Origin of the sequence: Streptomyces sp. NPDC006743 (assembly GCF_040703815.1) — a bacterium.
Classification (GTDB): domain Bacteria; phylum Actinomycetota; class Actinomycetes; order Streptomycetales; family Streptomycetaceae; genus Streptomyces.
The window spans coordinates 126,935-152,373 of the sequence record NZ_JBEYJA010000013.1 but is presented as its reverse complement, the minus strand read 5'-3'; the positions used below and the strand labels follow the sequence as shown (position 1 = coordinate 152,373).

At 75.4% G+C, this 25,439-nt stretch carries 16 protein-coding genes; 12 read left to right on the top strand and 4 right to left on the bottom strand.

Translation table 11 applies throughout. The features are described from left to right. Positions 1-131 precede the first annotated feature (131 nt). Positions 132-1,070, bottom strand: a complete 939-nt coding sequence (mmuM, locus tag ABZ719_RS14345; RefSeq protein WP_366725492.1) for a homocysteine S-methyltransferase — start codon at positions 1,068-1,070, stop codon at positions 132-134. A gap of 178 nt (positions 1,071-1,248) precedes the next feature. Here mmuM and ABZ719_RS14340 point away from each other — a divergent pair, with 178 nt between their 5' ends. Together ABZ719_RS14340 and ABZ719_RS14335 are read left to right on the top strand one after the other, a co-directional pair. Beyond that, positions 1,249-1,617, top strand: coding sequence for a VOC family protein (locus ABZ719_RS14340; RefSeq protein WP_366725491.1), 369 nt, complete (start codon positions 1,249-1,251; stop codon positions 1,615-1,617). A 255-nt stretch (positions 1,618-1,872) separates the two neighbouring features. Then, positions 1,873-2,334, top strand: coding sequence for a hypothetical protein (locus tag ABZ719_RS14335; protein WP_366725490.1), 462 nt, complete (start codon positions 1,873-1,875; stop codon positions 2,332-2,334). Here the strand turns inward: ABZ719_RS14335 and ABZ719_RS14330 are convergent. The 3 genes from ABZ719_RS14330 to ABZ719_RS14320 form a co-directional block, all read right to left on the bottom strand. Further along, positions 2,304-3,191, bottom strand: a complete 888-nt coding sequence (locus tag ABZ719_RS14330) for an alpha/beta hydrolase (RefSeq protein WP_366725489.1) — start codon at positions 3,189-3,191, stop codon at positions 2,304-2,306. The genes ABZ719_RS14335 and ABZ719_RS14330 overlap by 31 nt on opposite strands. Next, the gene (locus tag ABZ719_RS14325; protein ID WP_366725488.1) at positions 3,175-3,768 is read right to left on the bottom strand and encodes a TetR-like C-terminal domain-containing protein; all 594 of its coding nucleotides are present in this window, start codon (positions 3,766-3,768) and stop codon (positions 3,175-3,177) included. Before ABZ719_RS14325 ends, ABZ719_RS14330 begins: the two co-directional genes overlap by 17 nt. Positions 3,769-4,008: 240 nt before the next feature. Beyond that, positions 4,009-5,253, bottom strand: coding sequence for an FAD-binding protein (locus ABZ719_RS14320; RefSeq protein ID WP_366725487.1), 1,245 nt, complete (start codon positions 5,251-5,253; stop codon positions 4,009-4,011). A gap of 210 nt (positions 5,254-5,463) precedes the next feature. Between ABZ719_RS14320 and ABZ719_RS14315 the strand changes: the two genes are divergently transcribed. The 10 genes from ABZ719_RS14315 (at position 5,464) to ABZ719_RS14270 (ending at position 25,399) form a co-directional block, all read left to right on the top strand. Next, complete coding sequence (locus ABZ719_RS14315; RefSeq protein ID WP_366725486.1) at positions 5,464-6,825, top strand: radical SAM protein; 1,362 nt, start codon at positions 5,464-5,466, stop codon at positions 6,823-6,825. A gap of 158 nt (positions 6,826-6,983) precedes the next feature. Beyond that, positions 6,984-8,495 (top strand): cellulose-binding domain-containing protein, encoded by a 1,512-nt coding sequence (locus tag ABZ719_RS14310; RefSeq protein WP_366725485.1) that lies wholly within the window; start codon positions 6,984-6,986, stop codon positions 8,493-8,495. 739 nt (positions 8,496-9,234) lie between these two features. Next, a complete protein-coding gene (locus tag ABZ719_RS14305) occupies positions 9,235-9,981 on the top strand; it encodes a Crp/Fnr family transcriptional regulator (RefSeq protein ID WP_037858677.1) in 747 nt (248 codons plus the stop codon). Between the two features lie 138 nt (positions 9,982-10,119). After that, complete coding sequence (locus tag ABZ719_RS14300; RefSeq protein WP_366725484.1) at positions 10,120-10,971, top strand: hypothetical protein; 852 nt, start codon at positions 10,120-10,122, stop codon at positions 10,969-10,971. 5 nt (positions 10,972-10,976) lie between these two features. Continuing rightward, entirely contained in the window at positions 10,977-13,703 is a 2,727-nt protein-coding gene (locus ABZ719_RS14295; protein ID WP_366725483.1) for a hypothetical protein, read from the top strand. Next, positions 13,696-14,856, top strand: a complete 1,161-nt coding sequence (locus ABZ719_RS14290) for a hypothetical protein (protein WP_366725482.1) — start codon at positions 13,696-13,698, stop codon at positions 14,854-14,856. The genes ABZ719_RS14295 and ABZ719_RS14290 overlap by 8 nt, the downstream gene beginning before the upstream one ends. After that, positions 14,853-15,404 (top strand): Pycsar system effector family protein, encoded by a 552-nt coding sequence (locus ABZ719_RS14285; RefSeq protein WP_037858681.1) that lies wholly within the window; start codon positions 14,853-14,855, stop codon positions 15,402-15,404. The genes ABZ719_RS14290 and ABZ719_RS14285 overlap by 4 nt, the downstream gene beginning before the upstream one ends. Before the next feature lie 380 nt (positions 15,405-15,784). Continuing rightward, a complete protein-coding gene (locus ABZ719_RS14280) occupies positions 15,785-18,076 on the top strand; it encodes a choice-of-anchor X domain-containing protein (RefSeq protein WP_366725481.1) in 2,292 nt (763 codons plus the stop codon). A gap of 268 nt (positions 18,077-18,344) precedes the next feature. After that, a complete protein-coding gene (locus ABZ719_RS14275) occupies positions 18,345-22,277 on the top strand; it encodes a tubulin-like doman-containing protein (RefSeq protein WP_366725480.1) in 3,933 nt (1,310 codons plus the stop codon). Continuing rightward, positions 22,274-25,399: a hypothetical protein gene (locus ABZ719_RS14270; protein WP_366725479.1), complete on the top strand. Its 3,126-nt coding sequence runs from the start codon at positions 22,274-22,276 to the stop codon at positions 25,397-25,399. The genes ABZ719_RS14275 and ABZ719_RS14270 overlap by 4 nt, the downstream gene beginning before the upstream one ends. Positions 25,400-25,439: the final 40 nt, after the last annotated feature.

Sequence of the window (25,439 nt, the reverse complement as noted above, 5' to 3'; positions counted from 1 at the left end):
GCCGGCCGAGGGGACCGGGGCGCGTGAGTCCTGGGCCCCGTGGTGCGGGCAGCCTGACGCGGGCGCGTGGGTCCGGGGTGCGTGAGACGGGCGGGTGGGAGACGGTGAACCGTCCGGGGTGCGCGAGCCGGTCACCCCGTCCGCAGCGTGCGGGCGAGCTGTGCGATCGTCGCCGGGCCGACCCGGCAGCAGCCCCCGATCAGACGGGCGCCGGCGGCGCGCCACCGTTCGGCCTGGGCCGGGGTGAGCGTGCGGTGCCCGGTCCAGGAGCGGGACCGGGCGTCCCAGACCTCACCGCTGTTGGGATAGGCCACGACCGGCTTGCCGGTCACCCGGGCGGCCGTCTCGACGGCGGCTTCCACGTCCTCGGGGGCACAGCAGTTCACGCCGACCGCGATCACCTCCTTTGCCCCGGCCGCGGGCGCGAACGCCTCCTCCAGGGGCTGTCCGGCGCGCGTGCGGGAACCGTCGACCGTGTACGAGAGCCAGGCCGGCATCCCCAGCCCCCGTACGGCCCGCAGCAGCGCGGTCGCCTCGTCGGCGTCCGGCACCGTCTCCAGGGCCAGTACGTCGGGCCGGGCGGCGGCCAGCACCTCGAGGCGGGGCCGGTGGAAGCGCTCCAGCTCGTCCACGGTGAGCCCGTAGCGGCCCCGGTACTCCGAACCGTCCGCGAGCAGCGCGCCGTAGGGGCCGGCCGAGGCCGCCACCCACAGCGGGCGGGCGACGCCCTTCGCCCGGGCCCGCGCCACCGCCTCCCGGGCCAGGGCGACGCTCGACGCGATGAGCGCCGCGGCCCGGTCACGGCCGAACCCGCGCCGCGCCAGGCCCTCGAAGGTGGCCTGGTAACTGGCGGTGATCACCACGTCGGCGCCCGCCTCGAGGTAGGCGAGGTGCGCCTGCGTGATCGCCTCGGGCCGCTCGGCCAGCAGCCGGGCCGACCACAGGTCGTCCCCGAGGTCGTGCCCGGCCGACTCCAGCTGGTTGGACAGCCCGCCGTCGAGCACGACCGGCCCGGCGGCGAGCGCCTGGGCGAGTCCGGTGGGGGGCGCGCCGTTCGTGCCGTGTGTCATGCCACGACGCTAGCGCTGTGGCCCAAGGAGGTTCACCGGCGCGCGACGCCCGGCACGGCTCCCCCTCGACGGCAGGCCGTCGGCGCGCGGCACGACGTGCTCCTGACGCGGCACCCGTCGGCGCGCCGCCGCGAAATCCCGTACCGCCGTCAGCGGGGAGCCTGCCAGGATCAGGAGCATGACTTCGAGGATCCGCCATGTGACGATCGACTGTTCGGACGCGTACGGCTTGGCCGGCTTCTGGTCGCGAGTCCTGGACCTGCCCGTGCACGAGGACGACCGGCCGGGTGACGAGGAGGTGCTGATCGAGGGCGCGGGCCTGCTCTTCGTGACCGTGCCGGACGCCAAGACGGTCAAGAACCGGGTGCACGTCGACCTCCAGCCGCAGGACCGCGGCCGGGACGAGGAGGTCGAGCGGCTGCTCGGTCTGGGGGCCACGCTCGTCGAAGACCGCCGCCGGGCCGACGGCACCGGCTGGGCCGTCCTCGCCGACCCGGAGGGCAACGAGTTCTGCGTCGAGCGCAGCGCCGCCGAGCGCGGAGACTGAGCCCCCACAGAGGCGGCCGAGCGCGGTGGTTGAGCCCTTACGGAGGCGGCCGGGCGCGGTGGTTGAGCCCTTATGGAGGCGGTCGAGCGTGGCGATTGGGCCCTTCCGGCCCCGGTCGAGCGCTGCGGTTGAGCCCCATCGGAGGCGGGCGGGTGGCGGGCGGCGGCGCGGGGCGCGTCCGGTGGCGGGCGGGCCGCGCCGCGTGCTCCCCACAGTTCGGCCGGCACCGAACTGACCGGCTCCTACGGTGGCCGCATGAACGAGATCACTCCTGACGACACGCCCGCCGCGGCCGTGACCGGCATGGTCGACCACGTGCTGGCCCTGGCCGCCACCTGGACCGCCTGGGACGGCACACCGCTGCCCGCCGACGACCGGGTCTACACCCCGCACAAGGCGGTCCGCCGGGTCGCCGACCACATGGTGGACCACCTCGCGGAGCTGGAGGCGCGGCTGGCGGGCGAGGCACCGCAGCCCGACCACTGGCACGCCTCCACGATCACGACCGGGGCGGACCTCGCGCCCTTCACCCGGCAGGACCTCGACGAGGCCCGCAGCCGCCTCACCCGGCTGGCCAGGATCTGGGCCGTCCGGCTCGACGCCCTCACCGCCGACCAGCTCGACCGCTCCCCGGGCGAGGGCTGGACCTTCCGCGAACTCGCCCGCCACCTCGCGGAGTCCACGTACTACGCCGACGCGGTGGGCGACCTGTCCTGACCTTCCGGGACCCGGTCGAACACCTCGGCGAGCCGGTCCGCGAACGCCTCCGGCTGCTGGACGGCACCGATGTGACCGCCCGGGAAGCGGGCGAACCCCGCGTCCAGGCGCTCTGCGAGGGCGGTCGCGGTGCGGTGCAGCAGCCGGCTGTGCGGGTCCTCGCCCGCGGCCGGCGTGAGGAGCGCCGCACCGCCCCGCGGGGCCGCCGCCCCCGGGCCCGCCGGTGCCCCCGGCAGCGGCGGGACGTAGCCGGTGAACGGCACCAGCACATGGGCGAGGAAGAGAGCCATGGGGGAGGACAGTTCCGCCTCGCGGGACAGGGGGCCGGACCCTGGGGCGGCGTCCTCGGCGCCGGGCTCCCCGGCGTCGTCCGCCTCGCGTTCCGCCAGCACGGCGGCCAGGCGCGCACCGGCGGCCCGCGGGCCCGCCGCTCGGTAGACGTCGTACACCTCGCGGAGCCTGTCCCGCTGCCGCGTCCCGTCCGGCAGGACCCCCACGCACGGCGGCTCGTGCGCGACGACGTGCCGCAGCCGCTCCGGGTGCCGGGCCAGCAGGTCGAGCGCCACGACGCCGCCCGCGCTGGTGCCGAGCACGTACGCCTGCTCGCCCTCGGGCAGCACCGTGTCGAGCACCCGCCGTGCCCCCTCGCTCCAGTCCTCGACGCGCTGGTCGGCGACCGGCTGCCCGAGGCGGCCGTGGGCCAGGCCGAGCGGGTCGCAGGTGACGACGGTGAAACGCCGGGCGAGCCGGGCCGTCATCGCCTCCAGCCCCATCGGGTGCCCCGCCCCGCCCGGCAGGACGAGCAGCACCGGCCCGTCGCCGCGCGCGTCGTGGTGGAAATCAGTCGTGTCGCGCATGTCGCGGAGTCTCCCGTGGCCAGTTGCTGAGTGCGGTGTGCAGGGCCTCGACGGCCTTGTCCCAGGAGGCGTCCACGTCCCGGCCCGCGTGGAAGCCGCCGGCGGCCTCCAGGGCGCAGAAGCCGTCGAAGGTGCTGCGCAGCAGCCGGACGGCGTCGGTGAGATCGGGCTCCTGGAGGCCGTAGGCCCGCAGCATCCCGTAGGTGATCTCGGCGGTGCGCCGCATCGCCGGCGCGTCGGTCACCGTCGCGGGGTCGACGCGGATCCGGGTGGCGGCGTACCGGCCGGGATGGCGGTGCGCGTACGCCCGGTAGGCGCCGGCGAACGCGGCCAGCGCGTCCTTCCCGGCCCGCCCCGCCACCGCGGCGGCGATCGCGTCGGTCATCTCGCCGCCGGCCCGCAGCGCGAGCCGGGTGCGCAGGTCCTGGACGCTTCTGACGTGCGAGTACAGGCTCGCGTCCTTGACGCCGAAGCGCCGCGCCAGCGCCGACAGGCTGACACCGTCGAGCCCGGCCTCGTCGGCGAGTTCGGCCGCCGCCGCGACGATGCGGTCCGCGGTGAGTCCGGCCCGGGCCATGCGGTCCCCGTCCCCTCGGCTGTCCGGGGCGCCGCCCCGCCTTCGCGTTTCCTAGAGGCCCTAGGATGCGGCCTGGGGAGGACAGGAATCAAGGGGCTGCGGCCGTCGGCCCGCGGCGGGTTCCGTACGAACGCCGGACGGCGGGCAGCTCCCGTCCGAACGCCGGGAGGCGGGCAGGTCCCGCCCGAACGCCGGGCGGCGGCCGGCTCGTACGAACGCCGGGCGGGCCCCGTACGTCCGTCAGTCGGTGAGCAGGTCCCGTACGAAGGCGTTGGTGAACTTCCCGGCGGGGTCCAGCTCGCGCGCCAGGGCGCGGAAGTCGGCCAGCCGCGGGTAGCGCTCGCGCAGCGTGGCGGCCGGCACGGTGAACACCTTGCCCCAGTGCGGCCGCGGGCCGAACGGTTCCAGCGCCTCCTCCAGCCGCCGTACGGCCGGGAGCACCGCGGCGGTGTCCTCGATCCAGGTGAAGTGCAGGGCCACGGTGTCCCGGCCGTGGCTCGGGCCGAGCCACTGCTCGTCGGCGGCGACGGTGCGCACCTCGCAGGTCTGCAGCACGGGGGAGACCGCCTCGCGGACCGCGTCGACGGCGTGCAGGGCCGCCAGGGCGTCACCGCGTGGCAGCAGGTACTCGGACTGGAGCTCGGCGCCGCTGCTGGGGGTGAACTCCGCCCGGAAGTGGGGCAGCCGCTCGTGCCAGGGCCCCGGTACGCCGAACTGCCCGGTGCAGTTCTCCGCCGGCATCCCCGGCACCGGATGAAGGGCGACCTGGGCGGGCACGGCCCACGGGAAGTCCGGCAGCGGCTGGTCGGTGCGCCGCTTGAGCCACACCTGCCGGAAACCGGGGTCCCGCCAGTCGGTGAACAGGCTGACGCTGTAGGCCGCGGCGGCCACCGTCTCGAAGTCGAGCCCGTCCAGCGGGAGTTCGGTGAACACGTGCTGCTCCACCTCGAAGGCCGGTTCGAGGTCGAGGACGAGGGCGGTGACGACGCCCAGTGCCCCGAGGGAGGTGACGGCCCCGCCGAAGCGGGCGTCGCCCCGGCCGATCCGCAGGGTGGAGCCGTCCGCGGTGACCAGTTCGACCTCGCGCACGGCGGCGGCGAGCGGGCCGTTGGCCACCCCCGAGCCGTGGGTGCCGGTCGCCACCGACCCGGCCACCGAGATGTGCGGAAGTGAGGCCATGTTGGGCAGCGCGAGCCCGTGCGCGTGCACCCGGCGGGCCAGCTCCGCGTACCGCACCCCGCCGCCGGCCCGGACCGTGCGGGCCGCGGTGTCCACCTCCACCTCGGCCGGCAGCGCCGCCAGGGAGAGCAGGACGCCGCCGGCGCCCGGGTCGGCGATCGTGTTGAAGGAGTGCCCGCTGCCCAGGGCGCGCACCTTCGCGCTGGAGGCGACGAGCGCCCGCAGCGCGCCGGCCGACTCCGGGCGGCACACCTGGCCGGCGGTGTAGGTGATGTTGCCCGCCCAGTTGGTCACGGCCTCGGTCATCGTCTCGTCCCTCCAGCGCTCCGGGCCCGGCCGCAGCGGGGCCCCGTACGACCGCCGACGGTGCCACGTAATTTGTCAATTGACAATACTAATTCGACCGGGGTCCCTCGTCCGCCGGCGCCGCCCGCGAGTGGGGGACCCGGCACCGCCCGCCGGGGCGCGGGGGCATACCGTGAGGAGTCGTACGTACGAGCCAGGAGGAGAGACGGGATGGGCAGCCGTACCGCGCTGGTCGAGGATCTGATGGACCGCTTCCCGCACGTGCCGAGGGAAGCGGTCTTCAAGGAGGACCTGCTGCGAGGCGGTGTGGCCTTCGACCCCTCCGCGCTCAGCGACAACGAGGGCGGGGAGGTGAAACCCAAGTCGTACTTCATCTTCTCCTTCGACCACGGCACCCTCCCCGAGCTGGGCGAGGCCGCGCTGCGCCGCCCGCCCGAGGAGATCATCCTCACCGGCGGACCCTACGACCTGCGGCGCACCGTCGTCTCCGTACGGGTGAACCCCGCCTCGCCCTACCGGGTGGCGGCCGACGACGAGGGCCTGCTCGGGCTCTACCTCGACGGCAAGCGGATCGCCGACGTCGGCGTGCCGCCCATGCCGGAGTACTACCGGCACACCCTGGCCAGCGGGAAGTCCGTGATGGAGGTGGCGCCCACCATCCAGTGGGGCTACCTGATCTACCTCACCGTCTTCCGGGTCTGCCAGTACTTCGGCGCCAAGGAGGAGTGCCAGTACTGCGACATCAACCACAACTGGCGCCAGCACAAGGCGGCCGGACGGCCGTACACGGGCGTGAAGGACGTCGAGGAGGTCCTCGAAGCCCTGGAGATCATCGACCGGTACGACACCCAGAAGGCCTCCACCGCCTACACGCTCACCGGCGGCGCGATCACGTCGAAGGTGGCGGGCCGCGACGAGGCCGACTTCTACGGCCACTACGCCAAGGCCATCGAGGAGCGCTTCCCGGGCCGCTGGATCGGCAAGGTCGTCGCCCAGGCGCTGCCCAAGGACGACGTGCAGCGGTTCAAGGACTACGGCGTGCAGATCTACCACCCCAACTTCGAGGTGTGGGACGAGTACCTGTTCAAGATGTACTGCCCCGGCAAGGAGCGCTACGTCGGCCGCGACGAGTGGCACCAGCGGATCCTGGACTCGGCCGAGATCTTCGGCGCGCGCAACGTGATCCCCAACTTCGTGGCGGGCGTCGAGATGGCCGAGCCGTTCGGCTTCACCACCGTCGACGAGGCCATCGCCTCCACCACGGAGGGCCTGCGCTTCTTCATGTCGCACGGCATCACGCCGCGCTTCACCACCTGGTGCCCCGAGCCCACCACCCCGCTCGGCAAGGCCAACCCGCAGGGCGCGCCGCTGGAGTACCACATCCGGCTGCTGGAGGCCTACCGCGCCACCATGGACGACTTCGGTCTCTCCTCGCCCCCCGGCTACGGCCCGCCCGGACCCGGCCGCGCCGTCTTCTCGGTCAGCTCCTTCATGGACAGCCTGCCGGCGCAGGAGGACGCGGACGGGAGCGCGGACGGTGGCGCGAGGCAGGCGGCGGGGGAGAGGAACTGACCCCACCGTGAGTGCGGGCCACGTCCTCCGCGCGATGCGGAGGCGTGGCTTGTCAGTTGTGTCGAACACGTGAAAAGCTCGGCGTCCACCGCGATAGTTGCCTCAACTCCGTTCTGAACGGGGTCGGTTGACCCCCCGCCCGTGGACGCAGGAGAGCCATGCCCGACCAGCCGAGTCCCCGGGACACCGCCGAGGCCGCGCTGCTGTCCGAGTGCTGGGACGCGGTGCTCTCCTACGCGGACCTGTGCACGGCCGGTTCCACCGCGGCCGGGGAACTGGCCGCGGAGGCCTTCGCGCTCGGCCTGCGCGAGGTGCGCGCCGCGGACGCGGGCGCCTCCCGGGGCCGCCGCACGCCCCGGCTGCCCGCGCTCCCGCTGATGCTGACCGCGGTACGCACCACCGCCGCGGCCTGGGAGGCCGCCGGACTCGGCGACCGGCTCGACCCCGGCCTGCGGCTGTGGCTCGACTCCCCGCGGGCCGCCCGCTACTGCGGCCCGCCGCTCCACCGCCCGCCGGCGCTGCGCGCGCTGCGCGACCTCCAGGAGGCGGACGCGGCACTGCTGTGGCTGGCCGAGGTGGAGGCGCTGCCGCTGGTCGTCGTGGCCCGCCGGCTCGGGCTCGACCCGGCCCGCGTCTCGGAGGAACTGGAGCAGGTGCGCGGCCTGTTCCGGGACCGCTGCCGCCGCGACCACCTCGACACGCCGATGGACCCGGAGTGCCGCGGCTACGCGCGGCTGCTGGACGTGGTCACCCGGCCGGCGATGCCCGTCGAGACCCCCGAGGACCTCTCCCGGCACCTCGCCGCCTGCGCCACCTGCGCCGAGGCCGCCGCCTGCCTGCGGCTGCGCGCGGACACCCTGCCCGCCGCGCTGGCCGGCGGGGTGATCGGCTGGGGCGGCCTCGCCTACCTGGAGCGCCGCCGCCGGGCGGCCGACGTGCGTCTCGGCGCGCGCGGGCCGGCGGCCGGTGCGGCGGACCGGGATCCGCGGGCCGAGGGCGCGGGCCGGGCGCGGCTGGTGCGCGGCGGCCTGCTCGCCACGGCCGTCGCGCTGTCGGCGCTGGCCCTGGCCGTCTCGCTGATGCCGTTCGGCGGCGCGGCGAGCGACGCCGCCCGCGACGACGCGGACCGGCGGGCGGTCGCCGACCCCCGGGCCGTCCCGCCGCCCGCCGGGCGTCCACCGGCCCCCGCCCGGGCCACGGCGTCCCCGTCCGGCCGGTCCGCCGCGAGCGGCGCGGCGCCCGGCTCCGGTCGTCACGCCACCGGTCCGCAGCCGCAGGGCACGCCCTCGGCCGCCGCCACGGGCGACGCGTCCGGCCCCGCCGCGACCGCGCGGGGCTGCCGGGTCCGCTACGACCTCGTCGACCGGTGGCCGGGCGGATTCCAGGCCGCCGTCACGGTGACCACCGCCGGGGCGCTGGAGACCTGGCGGATCGGCTGGACCTTCGGCGACGGACCGCGCATCACGCAGATGTGGGACGCCACGGTCGCGCAGAGCGGCTCCCGGGTCACCGCCACCTCCGTCGCCTACAACCGCTCGGTGGCCGCGGGCGGCACCCTCTCCTTCGGCTTCATCGCCTCCGGACCGGCCGGGCCCTCGGGCGCCGGGGACGCCGCGGGCGGCGGGCCGTGCGGCTTCACGCTCGACGGCCACGCCTGCCATCTGAACTGAACGGCCGTACCGAGGCCGCCGGTCAGGGCGGCGGGCGCCCGCGTCGGAGCGGCCCCCACCGCCGGCCGGGCCCCGCGGCACCCCGCCGGGCCCTGCCGCACTCCGCCGGGCCCGCGGCACTCCGCCGGGCGCCGCGCTGTACTCCGCCGACCGCCCGACCGCCCGACCGCCCGACCGCCCGACCGCCCGACCGCCCGCCGGACTGCCCGACCGCCCACCCACCCACGCGTGCGCGTACCCGGGCGGCTGCGGGGCAGCGGCAGGCGCCCGCGCCTGCTTCCCGGCCGGACGCGCCGGGCGGGTGCGCGGGCGGGTGCGGGGCGGGGCACGCGGGCGGGTGCGCGGGGCGTGGGCGTAAGCGGAACGAGCCGGGCGGGCGGGGCGTCACCGTACTCTCACGACCTCACCACGGAGCCGTCACCGCCTCCGCGACGGGGAAACCTGAGTTTTCGCCAAAAGCGGTTCACCGCCCGCCTTCCGCCGCCAGGGGCCGGCGCCCCCGGCGGTCCGGGTCTGACCTCACCCTCGTCCGTACGGGCCGTGCGGCGCGGAGGGGCCGCGAGCGGGCCCGGGCCGGTGCCGTGCCGCAGGGCCGTGGACGAGCGGGCGGCCCACCTGCCAGCTCGTACCCTACTGGCCAGTACAACAATGTGGCGTAATTCACTCGCCCTAAATCGACTCTCTGTCACCATCATCGCCAACGAGGCACAGGCATCCGGACTGCGGCGGGGGGCGTGGCATGGGGCTGCTCGGCGGTGAGCTGGCATTCGCGCATGCCCTGACTGCCCAGGAACGCGAGAGCGTGATGGCGCTCGGCAGCCGCAGGCACTACCCGGCCGACACCCATCTCCTGACGGAGGGGGACCGGTCGAGCCACGTCATGATCCTCGACCGCGGGTGGGTGACGGTCTCGGTGTCGACGGACCGCGGCGCCACCCGGCTCATACTCGGCCTGCGCGGCCCCGGTGAACTGCTCGGCGAGATGGCCGCGCTGGACCCGCACCCGCGCAGTGCCACCGTGCGCGCCCTGGGACCCGTGGACGCCCGCCTCATACCCGGCGACGCCTTCCGCCGCTTCCTCGCCCTGCACCCCCGCGTCAGCGGTCTGGTGATCCGCCAGCTCACCTTCCGGCTCCGCAGCGCCGACCAGGAACGGTCCGCGCTCGCCTCCCTCACCGTGCTGCAACGCCTGGCCAGCCGGCTCACCGAACTGTCGGCGGCCGCCCCCTCCGGCCCCTACGCCCCTTCCCGGGCAGGCCCCGCGCCCGGCGGCCCGGGGCCCGCGGGCCCCGTCGTCCACCTGGCCCAGGACGAACTGGCCGCCACGGTCGGCGCCACCCGCGAGGCCGTCGCCAAGGCCCTGCGGCTGCTGCGCGGCCAGAACATCGTGCGCACCGGCAACCGGATGGTGGAGATCCTCGACCCGGACCTGCTCGCACTCCTCGCGGACGGCCATCACGAGGAGATCCCGCCCCCACGTGTGTAAACGGCCACAGACGTCTCCCGCCCCGCAGGACACGCTCTTGGGGACGGACCACCAGGGCCGCGAAGGCCCCCGGAGCGACCGGCACGACCAGCACCACCACCTCTTCGGCAAGCGCACAGGACCTGCAGGGGGACACGGGTGAACCACGACGCCACCGAACCGACCGAGGCGCACTACGAGCTGGTCGTCAGTGTCGACGCCAGACGGTCGGGCCAGTACGACGACGTCGACAAGCAGCGGATGCGCGCCCGGATCTACCGCGTGCTGGAGACGGCCTTCACGCACGCCGCAGTCCCGCCGGACGCCCTGCACACCGAGGACCGCGGCGACGGCGTGCTGCTCGCGGTGCAGGGCCGGGTCGCGGCCGACCGCATGCTCGGCCTGTGGCTGATCGAGGTGCACGAGAAGCTGCGGGACGAGAACCGCGGTCTGCGGGTCCCCCTCGGGCTGCGGATCGGGATGCACGTCGGCCCGGTCCGCCACGACGACCGGGGCATCAGCGGACGCGCCGTCGACCTCGCCTGCCGGCTCGCCGACTGCGCCCTCGCCCGGCAGCTCCTGGACGCCGAGGACGCCGACCTCGTCCTGGTGACCTCCTCGTCCCTGTACGAGGACGTGGTCAGGAGCGGCGGCAAGTTCATCGAGCCCGAGCGCTACGCCCCCGCCCGGCTGGAACTCAAGGAGGGCGAGGCCACCGCCTGGTTCCACCTGCCCGGCCGGCCCGCTCCCCGTATCCCCGAAGCCGCGCCCGCCCCGGCCGCCACGGGGGCCCCCGCGACCCCCGCCGAAGAGCCGCCCGCCGGTGAGGAGCCGTCCGCGGGCGGGGCCGCCGCCGGCGGTCCGTCCGGCGCCGCCTCTTCCCCCGGGGGTCCGTCCGGGGCCCGGTACACCGTCCACGGTGACATGTCCGAGCACCACGACAACGTCTACCACCAGCCCGTGCACATCGGCCGGATCAGCGGTCGCGACTCCGAGCAGCGGAAGGGCTGAGCCGCGTGAGCGACGAAGCGGAGGCGGACGGCCAGGCCGGGGAGGCCCCCGACAGGCCGCAGCGGCGCGAGCAGCCGGACCGGGACCGGAAGCCGGAGCGGGCGCGCCCGCCGCAGGACGAGGAGAAGCGGGACAAGGGCGACAGGCCCCGCGACGACGGGGCCGGCGGTGGCGGGCGCCCGTCCCGGACCGACGACGAGGACGACCCGGACCAGGCCGGGGAACGGGACAAGGAGAAGGAGAAGGAACGGGAGCGGGAGAAGGAACGGGAGCGGGAGAAGGAGCGGGAGCGCGCCGCCGGGCGGTTCAAGGAGCACACCCGCGACCCCCTGGCCGAGGAGGAGAGCGAGGACGGCCCCACCGACCTCGCCGCCGCCGCCCGCACCCGCCGCGCCACCCACCGGCTGTTCGACGTCGGCCGCGACCACACCAGCTTCGACCGCAACTACTTCCGCAGCGCCCACATCGGCGACGTCAACCTGCTGCTGGACAGCCGCCGTCCGGCAGCGGGCATGCGCGGCGGACCGGTGCCCGACGAGGAACTGCGCCGGCTGCGCCGTATCCACGTGGAGCCCGACGGGTACGTACAACTGCGCAACGCGCTCAGGGCCCGCCGCCTGCTGGTGCTCGGTGCCGCTCCGGGCACCGGACGGACGAGCACCGCGCTGTCCCTGCTCGACGAGGTCACCACCGGTGCCGCCCGCGGCAGCGGCCCCGAGTCAGCCTCCGGCCACCGGGTGCGGCGGGTCGACCCGGACGACGGAGTGCGCGGGCTCGCCGCCTTGCTGGCCGGACCGCGCGCCGAGGAGGACGAGGAGGGCCGGCCCGGCGGCGGGTACCTGCTGGAGGTCTCCCTCACCCGGCCGGGTGTCCTGCCCCCGGCCGAGATGGACCTGGACGAACTGGCCGCGGCCCTGGACCGCCGCGAGGCCTTCGCGGTGGTCGTCGTCGCCGTCGGGGCGGCGGCCGGCCCGCTGCTCGCCGGCCGGTACGGCATGCTGTGCCCGCCCGCGCCGACCGGGGAACTGCTGCGCACCCGGCTGCGTGAGCGCCTGGAGCGCCACGCGGGCGTGGCACCGCGGGACGACGGCGCCGGCCCGGCCGGGCTGCTGGCCCGTGCCCAGGCACTCGCCGAACGCGACGACGTCAAGGACGCCGTCGGCCTGAAGGACCTGCGTCCCGCCGAGGCCGAACTGCTCGCCTCCCTGCTGGCCGGGCACGTGCTCGGGGACGTCACCCACGAGGACCTGATGTCCGGCTGCCGGAGCCTGGCCGCGGCCCAGGCCCAGGAGTGGTTCGCGGGCGTGGACCGCGCGCTGACGGCACCGGCGGCCGATTCGGACGGGAGGACGGGACGGCCGGGCACGGCGACCCTGTTCCACCCGGTGGCGTTCCGGATCGCGCTGGCCGTGCTCGGCGGCGCCCCGCACAGCGCGGTGGCCTCCGCCGCCCATCTGCTGACCTGGGAACTGTCCGTGCAGAGCGACCCGGACCACACCCCGGCCCGCCCGCTGTTCTGCGACGACCCGGACGCCGACCTGGCGCTCTCGCGCGCCGAACTGGCCGACGGCGAGGTCGAGGTGGCCGGGACGCAGGTGCCGGCCCGGCTGATCTGGTACCGGGGTTCCGCACTGCCGTCCGCCGTGCTGACCGAGCTGTGGGACCGGCACTTCCCGGCGCGGGCGCCGGTGATGCGCTGGCTGCGGCTGCTGGCCGACGATCCGCGCCCCCAGGTGTGGATGCGCGCCGCGGTCGCCGCCGGCGAACTGTGCGTGCGCGACTTCGACCACGGCTACACCGAGCTGGTCCGCCCGCTGGCCGAGGCGGCCACACCCCTGCGGCGGATCTTCGCGGCCACCACGCTCGACCAGGCCGCACGGCACGGCTCGCACCGCGCGGCCGTGCACCGGCTGGTCGGCGAGTGGAGCCGGCACGGCACGAAGACGCTGCGCTGGACGGCGGCGATGGCCCTCGGCTACGGCAACGCCGCCGCCACCACGGACGACACCCTGGACGCCCTGGCCCGCATCGGCGTCCACGGGGACGGGGACCAGCTCGCCGTCGCCTCCTTCAACGTCGTACGCCTGCTGGCCCTGCGGGACGGGGGCCGCGTGCTGGCGCGGATGGCCGACTGGACCCACCACAAGCGCGCGCCCTACCAGGACATGGGCCTGGTCACCACCGTCCGGCTCGCCCTGACCACCGTCGACGAGGTGCTGACGGACGACCCGGACTCGCCGCTGGCCGACCGGGGCGACTGGCCGCTGCCGCTCGCCCTCGCCGCCGACCGGCCCGAACTCGTCGGCCCCATGGCCGACCTGCTGTGGACGGCGCTCAACACCGCCCGCTCCAAGGACGTGGCGACGGACGCGCTGGAGACCCTGCTGCGGTCGGCGGTGCGCAAGGACGGCACGGAGTGGACCCGGCGGGGACTGGCGGCGCTGCTGCCCGCGCTCGCCGGCGACGAGTACGACCGGCGGCGGCTGGACTGGCTGCTGCGCCGCATGATGAACGACCCGGAGAAGCCGTTGTCCGACGCACGGGCGCGCGAACTGTGGTGGCTCGCCGTCACCCCTGCCCGGCGCGCGGGCCCGGAACCCGCGAGCCGGCGGCCGCCGCGCCCCGACCCGGCGCGTCAGGAGGCCCCGCGCCAGGACCCGGCGCGCCGCGAACCACCGCGCCAGGAGCGGACCCGCCGGGAGAGCACGCGCGAGGAGGAGAGGCATGGCTGAGGACGAGAACCGGGCCGGCACCGGGGGCACGGCTCCCGCGGGGCCCTTCCTGCGGGAGTACGCGCCGACGGGCGGCTACCCGCCGGTCAGTGCCCAGCGGGCCTCCGTGGTGTTCTACCGCAACGGCGGCTACAGCGTGATCACCGTCTCCGGGATCCAGCACGTCGGCAAACGCGCCCTGGCCCGGCCCTACACCGTGTGCGAGATCGCCCAGGGCACCTTCGTCACCACCCTCGACATGGACCTGCCCGCCTCCGGCGGCACCAGTTTCTTCAAGGCCGAGGTGGACATCGAATGGGAGGTGACCGACCCGCACCTGGTCGCCGTCAACGTCGTCACCGACGTCGCCGCACGGCTCACCTCCCCGGTGCTGGAACGGCTGCGGGAGGTCACCCTCGGCTACCGCGTCACCGAGGCCGACCAGGCCAACCGCGTCATCACCCAGGAGTGCGTCGCCGGACGCTGGAGCGACCTGGGCACCGAACTCGGGCTGCGCGTCAGGCTCTACGTCCGGCTGGGCGTGGACGACGAGGCCATCGCGTACGCGCAGAAGAAGCGCGAGGTGCACGCCGACGCCGAGGTGACCCGGGTCCGCCAGGACGAGTTCCGGCGGATGCTGCGCGGCGGCGACATGGAGCAGCTCACCTACATGCTGGCCGCCGACCCCGCGGGCGCCAAGGACTTCCTGGAGAAGATCCGGCAGGAGGGCCGGCAGGACGACAAGGACCGGCTGGACCGGCTGTACTCGATGGCGATGGCGGGCGAACTCCACGCCGCCGACGTGGAGACACAGGTCCTCAACCTCCTCAACCGCGACCAGCGCCGCCCCATCCAGGGCCCCATCGGCTCACTGCCCGCCCGCCGCGAGCCGCGCGAGCTGGAACCCGCCGCGGGCGACCGGCCGTTCACTCCCGAGTGGGCGTCGGACGAGCCGCCCCGCCGCTGGCCCCACCGGCCCGAGCCGCCCTGGGACGAGCCCGGACCGGGCCGGCCGCGGCGCCGGCCGGCGGACGACGTCCGGCACGATCCGCCGCCCGAGCGCGTCCACCGGCCCGAGCCCTACCACCCCGAGGACGAGGAACCGGAGCCCGCGCCGCCGCGCCGCAGCCGCGCCGAGGACGACGGCTGGTCCTGGGTGGACGAGGACCGATGAGCGCCCAGGGCGGATCACAGACCTCCTCCGACCCGGTCGTGCCCGTGCCGAACGGGGGTCGGCACAGCCACGACCGGGCGGAGGAGCGCATCGCCGAGCGCCTGCTGAGCACGGTCCGCGAGGACCTCGGCCGCGCCGACTCCAAGGCGGCCGTGCTGCTGTCGGGGACGCTGGCGCTGCCCGCGTTCCTGGCGGGCTGGCACGGCACCCCGGGCTGGCACGGGCCGGCGGACGTGACGCTGGTCCTCGCCGGGGTGTTCTGGGCCGTCGCGGTGGGCGCGCTGGTCGGGGCGCTGCTGCCGCGTACCGGCACGGTCCGGGGCGGGGACGGGGTGACGTACTTCGGCGACCTGGTGGCGCCTCGCGACCTCGCGGGGCTGTCCGCCCGGGTCACCGAGGCCGGCCTCGATCCCACCCGGTGGCTGCTCGTCCAGGCGGTGGACGTCAGCTCGATCCTGTCCGCCAAGTACCGGGCCATCCGCTGGGGGGTGGGCGCGCTCGCCCCGTCCTCGGCCCTCGCCCTGATCTGGGGCCTGACCTCGCACTGAACCACTGCCGACCGCCGACCTCCAGCCGCCGACTGACGACTGCCGACCGACAACTGGCAACCGAGGACCGACAACCGACAACCGACGAACGCCGGCTGACGACTTCGAACCGACAACCGACAACCGACAACTGTCCACCGACGACCGGCGATTGCGCGCTGACAACTGGCGACCGGGCCCTGACGACTGACCGCCACCGACCGCCGGCGACCGTCGGCGACCGGCCCACGGTCACCGGTCATCGGTCATCGGTCATCGGTACGAAGCAAGCAGCACGTCACGGATCAAGCAGCACGTCACGGATCAAGCAGCACGTCACGGACCAAGAACCACCTCGCGAACCAAGAACCACCGACACGCACCAGGAAACAGGGGATGCCGTGGGAAGAGTCACGGGAAGACGGCAGACGGGGAGAGGCCGGGCGCGGCGCGCCGCGGTCTCGGTGCTGGGCGGCGCCGCGGTGCTCGTGTCCCTGGTGGCACCGGCCGGCCGGGGCGCCGTGCCGGTGGCGGACACCGCCCCGGCGTTCCCGGCCGTCAACTACGCGGTCGCCGTGGACGAGTCGGCCAGTCTCACGGCCGACGACATGAAGGCGGAGAAGGCCGCCGCCGCCCGGATCGCGCTCGGCGACGTCTCCTCCGACTCCCACGTCACCGTCTACGGATTCGCCGCCGCGGAGTCCGCCGACCAGCGCGCGGTGGACCCGGTCTGCCCGCGCACCGCGCTGGACGCGGCGGGCCGCGAGACGATCGACGCGTGCGTCGGCAAGCTCCGCGGCCGCAAGAAGGACGAGGGCACCGGCACCGACTTCCCGAGCGCGATACGGCAGGGCGTGCACGACCTCACCGACGGCACCGACCCCTCCCAGCCGCGGGTGCTGTTCCTGCTCACCGACGGGAAGCTCGACGTCACCGGCAGCCCCGCCTACGGCGACCCCGCGCACCGCACCGCGGAGGGCGAGAGCCAGCTCAAGCAGGAACTGGCGAACGCCGCCTCCCACGGCGTGCAGATCTGGCCGCTCGGCTTCGGGGCCGACCCGGACAAGGACCAACTGGACCGGATGGCCGCGGGCGGCTACCAGAAGGGCTGCGTCGCCCTGCCCTCCGCCGCCCCGAAGGCGCACAAGGTCTCCGGGGCGAAGGACATCGCCGGCACCCTGGAGGAGATCTTCGCCGCCGCCCACTGCCTGCGCCACGAGCAGGGACCCAGCAAACGCCCGCCGGCCACCCTCCAGATCGGCATCTCCCCGCTGGCGACCGTGGGCAGCATCGTCGTCGACAAGGGCGACCCCGCCGTCGAGATCACGTACTACGACCCGCGGGGCGACAAGGTCCCCACGCACGGCACGTACGAGAAGTCCACCTTCGAACTGGCCGGCGGCTCCGGCACCGTGGAGGCGCTCAAGGTCGTCGACCCGCTGCCCGGCACCTGGAAGGTGAAGGCCGAGGCACCGGAAGGACACCGCTCGCTGCCCGTTGCCGTCAGCGTGCTGTGGCAGGGCGAACTGCGCGGCGCCCTCACCGCCGACCCGCCCTCACCGCAGGCCGGTGAGAAGGTCACCGTCGCCATGCGGCTGCAGACCCGCGAGGGCTACCAGATAAAGGACCCGCGGGACTACGCCGGGCTGCGCGTCGCCGGCCGGCTGACCGGCGAGGGCGTCGGCCCGCAGCCGCTGCGGCTCACCGACGACGGCACGGGGGCCGACCGCACGGCCGGCGACGGCTTCTTCACCGGCACCGCGCAGATCCCCGCCGGCGCACGGGGCACGCTGAAGGTGAGCGCCACCCTCACCGCCTCCGGGCTCAAGGCCGACACCCGCGACCTGGGCATCGACGTGGCGCCCGGGCCCCCGCCCGTCACCGCGCCGCTCGACCTGCCCGCCGCGGACGTCCACCCCGGCGCGACCGTCACCGGCACCCTCGACGTCCACAACAGCAGCTCCACCGCGCACACCCTGCACCTGTCCGTCGCCGACGTCCGCGCCGGGCTGCTGTCCGTCAGCCCGGCCACGGTGACGCTCGCGCCGGGCGAGTCCGGCACCCGGAAGGTGAGCGTCGAGGTCGCCCCCGCGGGCGTCTTCGGTGATCGCCTCGGTGACGGGCTGAGCCTCGCCGCCACCGTCAAGGTCACCGACGCCACCGACGGCAACCGGACGCTGACGGCCACCCCGCTCTCCCTGCGGGTGACGCCCGCACCCGGCCTCTGGGACCAGTACTGGTGGGCGTTCCTCATCGCGGTCCTGGTGCTCGTGGCGCTCGTCGCGGTCACCGCCGCCTGGGTCCGGCTGCGCCGGCGCCGCCGGGACCCGTACGGGCTGAAACTGCGCCTGGTGGCGGAGGACGGTGACGTACTGGGCGAGCACAAGGCCGGACACGGCAACAAGAAGCAGTGGTACGAGTTCGCGGTCGCCGAGGCCCACCGCAGTCCCCGCCTGGAGAAGCGCCCGCACGGCCCGTACGCCGTCCGGCGCAACCCCGAGGGCGGCGCCGTCCTGCGCAAACAGGGCGGCCGGATGCCGCTGCGCGCCGGGAGCCGCGTCGCACTGACCGACAGGCTGTACCTGGAACTGGGCGAGGACCCGCACCCGGGCGGGACCCCGCAGACACCCACCGCCGTGCCCGCCCCGGGCGACGGCGACGGCGGCAACAGCGCCTACGGCGACTACCTGTGACCGGCACGACGTCCGGCCGGACCCGGCCGCACACCGAGACCGCCAGGGCGCGCGGGCCGGTGGCCGTCACGGAGCCCGGGGCGGGGGCCGTCACGGAGCCCCAGGCGGCGGCCGTACCGCGCACGGCGGCTGTCGCGGCGCACGGCGGGGCCGGCGCGGCGCACGCCACCGCGGCCCTGCCGTGCGCCGTGGTCGCCGCACCGCACGCAATCCACGAACGCACCGAGCACGAACCGCGGCCGGCCCGGCCGCGAGCGGGGAGGAAACCATGAAGATCTTCCAGCCGATGCTCTTCGTCGGCCTGGGCGGCACCGGAGGACTGGTCGGTGCCGAACTGGAGCGCCGGCTCCGCGTCGAACTGTGCGGGCCGGACGGCATGGCCCTGAGCCGCATGAACGGCCACGCCCCCTTCCAGCTGCCCGACTGCCTCCAGTTCGTGTACGCCGACTACAGCGAGAGCGACCTCCAGCGCCTGCCCCAGTTCAACGTCGACCCCTCGCTGCGCGCCGCCTACGCCCGCACCTCACGGGCCACCCACAACCTGCTGCCCAACTTCGACAGTTCGCCCGAAGTGACCAAGATGCTCCGGGCCAGCCTCCGCGAGGAGGTGGCCGGCTGGCTGCCGCCGATCACCGGCGAACCGGAGGTCACCCCGCTGCACAACGGCGCCGGACAACTGCCCACCGTCGGCCGCGCCGCCCTCTTCGCCACCCTCCGCCACAGCCTCGCCCCGGTCCTCGAGCCCCTCCTGCAGGCGATCGACGCCATCGCCAAGTCGGCGGGCGAACTGAGCGAGCTGGGCGGCGGCAAGGTCAACGGCTGCGACGTGTTCGTCGCGTTCTCGGTGGCCGGCGGCACCGGCGCCGGCATCTTCCTGGACTACCTGCACCTCATCAACCACGCCTTCCGGCTGCGCAGCTTCGACGGGGTGAAGATCTACCCGCTGGTCGTGATGCCGTCGTCGTTCTCCGCCGCCACCGGCGGCGGACGCGAGGCCGAACTGAACGCGGCCCGCGCCCTGGTCGACCTGTTCCGGCTGGTGGACCAGCAGAACGCGCCGGTCGAACGCCCCGACATCGGCGACCTCGACCACGAGGCCAAGTTCGGCATCCGCTACCCGGGCATCACCCCGGTCCGGCTGCGCACCGGCATCCTGCCCACGGCCTTCCTGTTCAGCCCGACCGCCGGGATCCGCGCCGACGACCTGCGCCGCTCCATCGTCTCCCTGGTGATGTCGCTGGTCGGCACCGAACTGGGCGACGGCCGCCCGCAGGGCCGCAAGATGGCCGCCGACGACGACTACCAGACCTTCGCCGCCAGCTTCATCAACCGCGGGGTGGCCCGCAGTTCCATCTCGCCCACCGGCATCGGCCGGCGCGGCGTGTCCACCAGTCTGGTGGCGTCCATGACCGCCCCGATGGACCAGCTCGCCGACCTGGTGGCCGGCCGGATGCTGCGGGAGGCCGTCACCGACCTGGTGGAACGGCCGCGCGCCGAACTGCGCGAGGGCGCCGTCCCCATGATCCGGCAGCTGTTCGCCGACTCCCACCTCGAAGATCTCTGGGAGCGACGCCAGTTGGCGGTGCCGGAACCCGACCCGCTGCCGCGCGGCGGACGCAACATCGAGCAGGCCCTCGGCCAGCGCATCACCGACATGCAGGCGCTGCTGTCCGACCTGCGGGCCGAGGCGAGCCGGCAGGCCGCCGTGATGGCCGACCGGTTCGCCCCGCGCCTCGCCATCGACAAACTCCTGCAGAGCGCCGACCCCTTCCTCGTCGAACGCGTCGTGCGGGGCGTCCCGGACAGCGAGGAACAGATCGCCCGGCTCGGCTTCCTCGGCATGCTGGACAGCCGCGCCCGCGCCCCGCAGCGCCCGCCGGGCGTCACGGAGCAGCCGCCCAAGATCCCCCGCATCAAGGGCCAGCTGGCCGGCCTGGCTCCGGCCCGCTGGGGCGACGACGACGTCCAGGCCGCCCTCCAGGAGCAGAACACCTGGTACCAGTGGCGCTGCCGTTCGATCTGGCACGAGGCATGGCGCGAACAGCAGCAGCACTGGCAGCCCCAGGCGGACGTGGCCGGCATCGACCTCGACCGCCTGGTGCGGGCCTTCCTCGGCCACAGCGACCAGGAACGCAAGGCCTCGCAGCAGAAGGGCCGAGAACTCTACGAGGACCGCACCGGCATCTCCTACCTGCTGCCGCCGCAGCGCACCCTCAACCACTTCTACGAGGACGTGGTCGCCCGGCTGCGGCACCGGGAGAACCTGCGCGAACAGGACCACGTCTCCGCGCTGCTGCTCAAACTGATCGACGGCGACGCCTGGCGCCAGGTCCACACCCTCAGCCGCCGCGACCCGGAGGGCGCGGTCGCCCGCATCAAGAGCCAGCTGGAGGGCCGTGTCACCCGGCTCTTCGCCGAGAGCGGCACCCATCTGGAGGAGCGTCCGCTGCTGCCGGCCATGGGCACGCTGCTGGCCGCCGCCGCGGGCGACGCCGACGCCCGCGACCAGGTCAGCAAGGACGCGCTCGACGTGTTCGGCCGCAAGCTGGCCGGACTGCTGCCGGTGGGCTTCACCCCGGAGGGAACCGGGCCGCTGCGGGTCCTGGTCACCTACCCCCGGGTGCAGGCGGTGGACGAGGTGCAGGAGTTCCTCGGCAAGACGCTGCGGCTGCCCTCGGACGCGAAGAACTCCGTCGAGTACCGGGGCGTGGAGAGCGACTCCGTCACCGTGGTCCTCTTCCGCAGCGAGATGAGCCTCACCCAGGTGCCCGAGGCCCGCAAGGTGCTGCGCCAGTGGGCCCGCGCCAAGGAGAACGAGCAGGCCCAGGACGTGCTGCGGTGGCGGCAGCGGCTCGGTTTCAGGGACACCTGGATGGTGAGCACCGAGGACGACCGGCAGACCATCCTGCACCGGCTGCTGTGCTGCCTGTGGAACGGCCAGGTCGACGTGCTGGACGGCGGCACCGACTCCCCGCGCCGGATCAGGCTGCGGCTCTTCCCCGACACCAGCCCCGACGTGCCCGGCGTCCGGCTGCGCCTCGGTGACTTCCCCGACGGCGTCTCGAGCTGGGCGGAGCTGCTGCGCTCCTACGAACGCTGGACGGTCCTCGACGACGAGGCGACGGTGGAGGACTACTGCTACGAGCTGATGGCGGCTCAGCCGCTCGGACTGTCCCGCACGGGCAGCACACCGCACCCGCTCTTCGTGGAACTGGTCGAGGAGATCGCGCCGCGCCAGCTCGAGCTGCTGGAGGAGCGGCGTGAGCGGGGCGGCCGCCGGGTCGAGGGCTGGGTGCGTCCCCTGTGGGAGTTCTGGGCGGAGACCCTGCCGGCCGCCCTGGACAAGGAGTTCGGCGACCAGCGCGCGGTCCAGCCGACCCTGCGCACCCTGCTGGAGCACGTACGCGGCGGCTCGCCGGCCCGGCCCCGCGAGGAGGCCCCCGCGCCCCGGCGCCCGGCACCGGAGGACGACGACTTCGGCACGACGCCCTTCACCCCCCGCGGCTCCTACGGGCGCGAGAACGGACGGGAGGAGCGGAACGAGCGGTACGAGCGGGAGCAGCCGTACGAGCGGCGCGTGCGGAGCGACCGGGACGAGCGCGGCGGGTGGGACGAGCCCGCCGACGAGTACGGCACCGGGCGGAACGCCCGCGCTTCCGGCGACCACCGCGCTTCCCGCGACGCCCGCGACCCGCACGGCGCCCGTGATCCCCGCGACGGCGGCGACGCCTGGCGCGGCCGGCGCGAGGACCGGTACGACGGTGACGGGTTCCGGGACGACGGGGGCAGGGAGGACGGCGGCAGGGAGGACCGGTTCGGCGGCGGGCGGTACGGCGACCGGGACCGCGCCCACGAGGACGACCGCGAGCGCCCCTACGCCGGTGACCGGGAGGACGACCGCGAGCGCCCCTACGCGGGTGACCGCGACCGCGATCACGCGAACGACCGGGCCCGGGACCGCCGGTCCGAGTGGCGCGACGGCGAACGCAGGCGCTCCGCGGGCCGCCCCTCCTTCGGCAAACCCGACGCCGAGGACCGCGACGCCGGCCGCCGTGAGGATCCGCGCCGTGAGGATCCCCGCCGTGAGGACCGGCCGCGGGCGCCCTGGGACGAACCCGGCGACCCGGGGCCGTACCCCGGTGCCGGTGACGGCGGACGCGACCAGCACCGTGACACCCCCTGGGACGGTGACGTGCAGTGAGCACACCTCATCAGGAGGCGCGCTGCGTCATCCACCTGGACCTGCGCGCCGGAGCGGCCGAGCTGGACAGACCGTCCGCGCTGCGCGCCAGGGTCGCCCGGCAACTGGGCGGAGCCGGACTGCCGGAACCCGACGACCCGCTGTTCCTGGTGGTCGACACCCCGGCCGGGCTCACCGACCACCAGCTCCAGTACGAACTCCTCACCGGCTACCGGACCGTGGGCCAGGTCAGTCTCCTGGTCCTGCTGGTCGGCAGCGCGCCGGGCTCGTACGCCGGGGACGACGAGGCCTTCCAGCCCGACCGCAGGCTGGTGCGGCCCGCCGTCCTGCGGTCCTCGGTCACCGGCCTGCTGTGGGCCGGTGACCTGCGCTCCGCCCGCACCGCGTTGGAACAGCCGGCGCCGGACGACCCGGACGCCCTGGCGGTCCTCGTGGACGTGCTGTCGGTGCCCGACCTGTACCTGCGGGTCCTGGACGGCGTCCGCGCGCTGCCCGAGGCCGTCGCCGCGCCCGGCGTGCGGCTGCTGGAGCAGGACCTGCCGCCGCAGGTGCGCGACCGGGCCTGGCGCGACGCGCTCACCCGGTTCGCCGGCGAGGACACCGAACTGCCGACGGACGTGCTGCTGACCGCCTCCTCCGGCGCCGACCTGCCCCAGCCGCTGGGCCGGCTGGTGGCGGCCCGCGGCGCCCGGGACCAGCCGCACCGGGCACCGGGCGGGGTGGCGGACGGCGCCTACCGCGCCTGCACGGACGCCCTCGACCGCGCCGAGGAGGAACTGGCCGGGCTGCAGACCCTGCCGGGCCTGCTGCGGGCCGCGCGCCGTGCGGCCTTCGAGGCGGACGTCGACCAGGCGCGCATCGCCCTCGACGAGTACCGGGACCTCGCCGGGACGGCCCTGCGCGGCGGCGGCTCCGCGCCCTCGGCCGCCGACTCGGGGGCCCGGCTCGCCGCCCTCGGCCTGCGGGTGCCGTCCGCGGACGGCGTCAAGGACCCGATCCGTGACGGGCTCAAGGAGTTCGCCGGGAAGCTGCTGGCCCAGGGGCTGCCCCTGCGGTCGGTGGCGCAGCGTTTCACGGGCCTGGCCGGGCGGGTCGAGCCGGTGCCGGGTTCGGCGCTGCTGCCCCGGCTCGCAGCGCTCCCGCGCCCCGGCTCGCGCGAGGACCTGCCGGGCGGCGGCGCACAGCCCGGCCCGCCGGCGGCGGCCCTCGCCGCGGCCGCGACCGGACTGCTCGGCGCCCTGTGGACCGGGCCGCTGCTCGCCCTGGCACTGGTCGTCCCGCTGCTGTTCGCCGCCACGGCGGCGCTCGGCACGTCCCGGCTGCGGGACGCGGGGCGCCCGGGCCGCTGGGCCGTGCCCCACCAGGCCGCGGCGGTCGGCGGCGCGGTGGCTGGCGCGGCGGTGGCGTACCCGACCGAGCCGCCCGTCTGGCTGGGCACCATCGCCCTGGTGCTGGGGCTCGGCGGCGCGGTGGAGACGGCACGCCGGCTCTGGCGCGCGGCGGCGGCCTCCTGGGCGCCGGGCCGGACGACCGCCGTACTGCGGCAGTCCCTGGAGCAGGTCGACGCGCTGCTGGCCGAGGCGGTCAGGGAGCACTGGGCCGTCGAGGAGCGCCTGGAGTGCGCGGACGCGGCACGGTCCGTCGCCGGGGTGCTCCGGGCGACGGCCGCCGCGGCCGAGGCGGAGGCGGCGCCCGAGCGGGAACGGTCCGCGGCCACCGGTGCCCCGGGCTCCATCGGTGCCCCGGCCTCCACCGGAGCCCAGGGCCCGGCCGTGGCATCGGGCGCCGGCGGCACCCCGCGTGCCGCCCACGGGACCGGGCGAGGGGACGGGCCGGGCCCCGCGGCGTCCACCGAGGACTGGCTCTCCAGCGCCTCCCCCCTGGAGGCGGACGACGACGCCGGCGGGTCCGACGACGCGGACGTCGACTGGGCGCGCATGTACGCCTTCAGCGAGGAGCCGGAGGCGCAGACGCAGACGCACGCGGCGGACGCAGCGGACGCGGCATGGCTCGACGGGCGCGAGGAGGACCCGGACGAGGACGGCACCGCCTGGGCGGACCGCGCCAGGGTGGCACCGCGCTGGCTGGAGCGCGAGAGCGGAGAGGGCGGCCCGGAGCTGGTCGCCACGCTCGCCGCGGACCTGACGGACGCCGCCCTGGAGGCACTCGATCCCTACTGGCGTGCCGAACGCGGCCAGGCCGGCACCCGCGCCGTCCGGCGCACCGAGGAACGGGTCCGCGAACTGCTCTCGACGGCCCGCCACCACCTGCGGCGCAACGGCGTGCTGGCCGCGCCGCCGTTCGCCGCCCCCGGCCGGGTCCGCGCCGGCTCGGCCAGTCTGCTCGGCACCGACCCCTACCGGCCGGCCCAGCTGGTCGGCGCGGAGGCCGAACGGCAGGCCGTGGTCCAGCTGTCCTCGCCCGAACAGGGCGCGCTGCTCAGCCGCGACCCGGCGGACGCGGTGTGGATCAGGTTCGCGCCGCGCGCGGTGCGCGACGAGGTCCAGAAGGCCTGGCACGGGGGCGGTTCGGCCCAGCCGGAGGACGTGCTGTGGACGTCGTCGGGGCGGTACGCCGGCCTGGTCCGGCTGACACCGCTGCGCTCGGGAGTGGTCTTCACCGTCCGCTCCCGCCGCACCTCCCCGCCCGCCGGCGCGCCGTCCCCGTACGACACGTACGACAGTCACGACAGGTATGACGGTCACGACAGGTATGACGGTCACGACACGTACGACAGCCACGACCTGTACGACAGGTACGAGGCCAGGAACCCGTACGAGGCCGGGAATCCGTACGGGACGACCGGCGCGCACGACGTGAGGGACCCGTACGGCGGAGACGATGGGTACGACGGGGGCAGCGCGTACGGCGGAGATGGTGCGTACGGCGCAGATGGTCCGTACGGCAGCAGGGACGACCCGTACGACCGGCCCGTGGAGGACGACCGCCCCGTCGAGGACGACCGGCCCGTGGAGGACGACCGGGGCGTCGAGGACGCCAGGCCTGTCGAGGACGACCGGGGCGATGAGCGAGGGGACGCTCTTGAGCGCGGCCGGTGGGACGACCGTGAGGACCGGTGGGACGACCGTGAGGACGGTCGCCGGGGCGGTGAGCGTCCATGACCCTTGTCCGTACCGGTAGTTCGCCCGGTTGCCCCGGCCG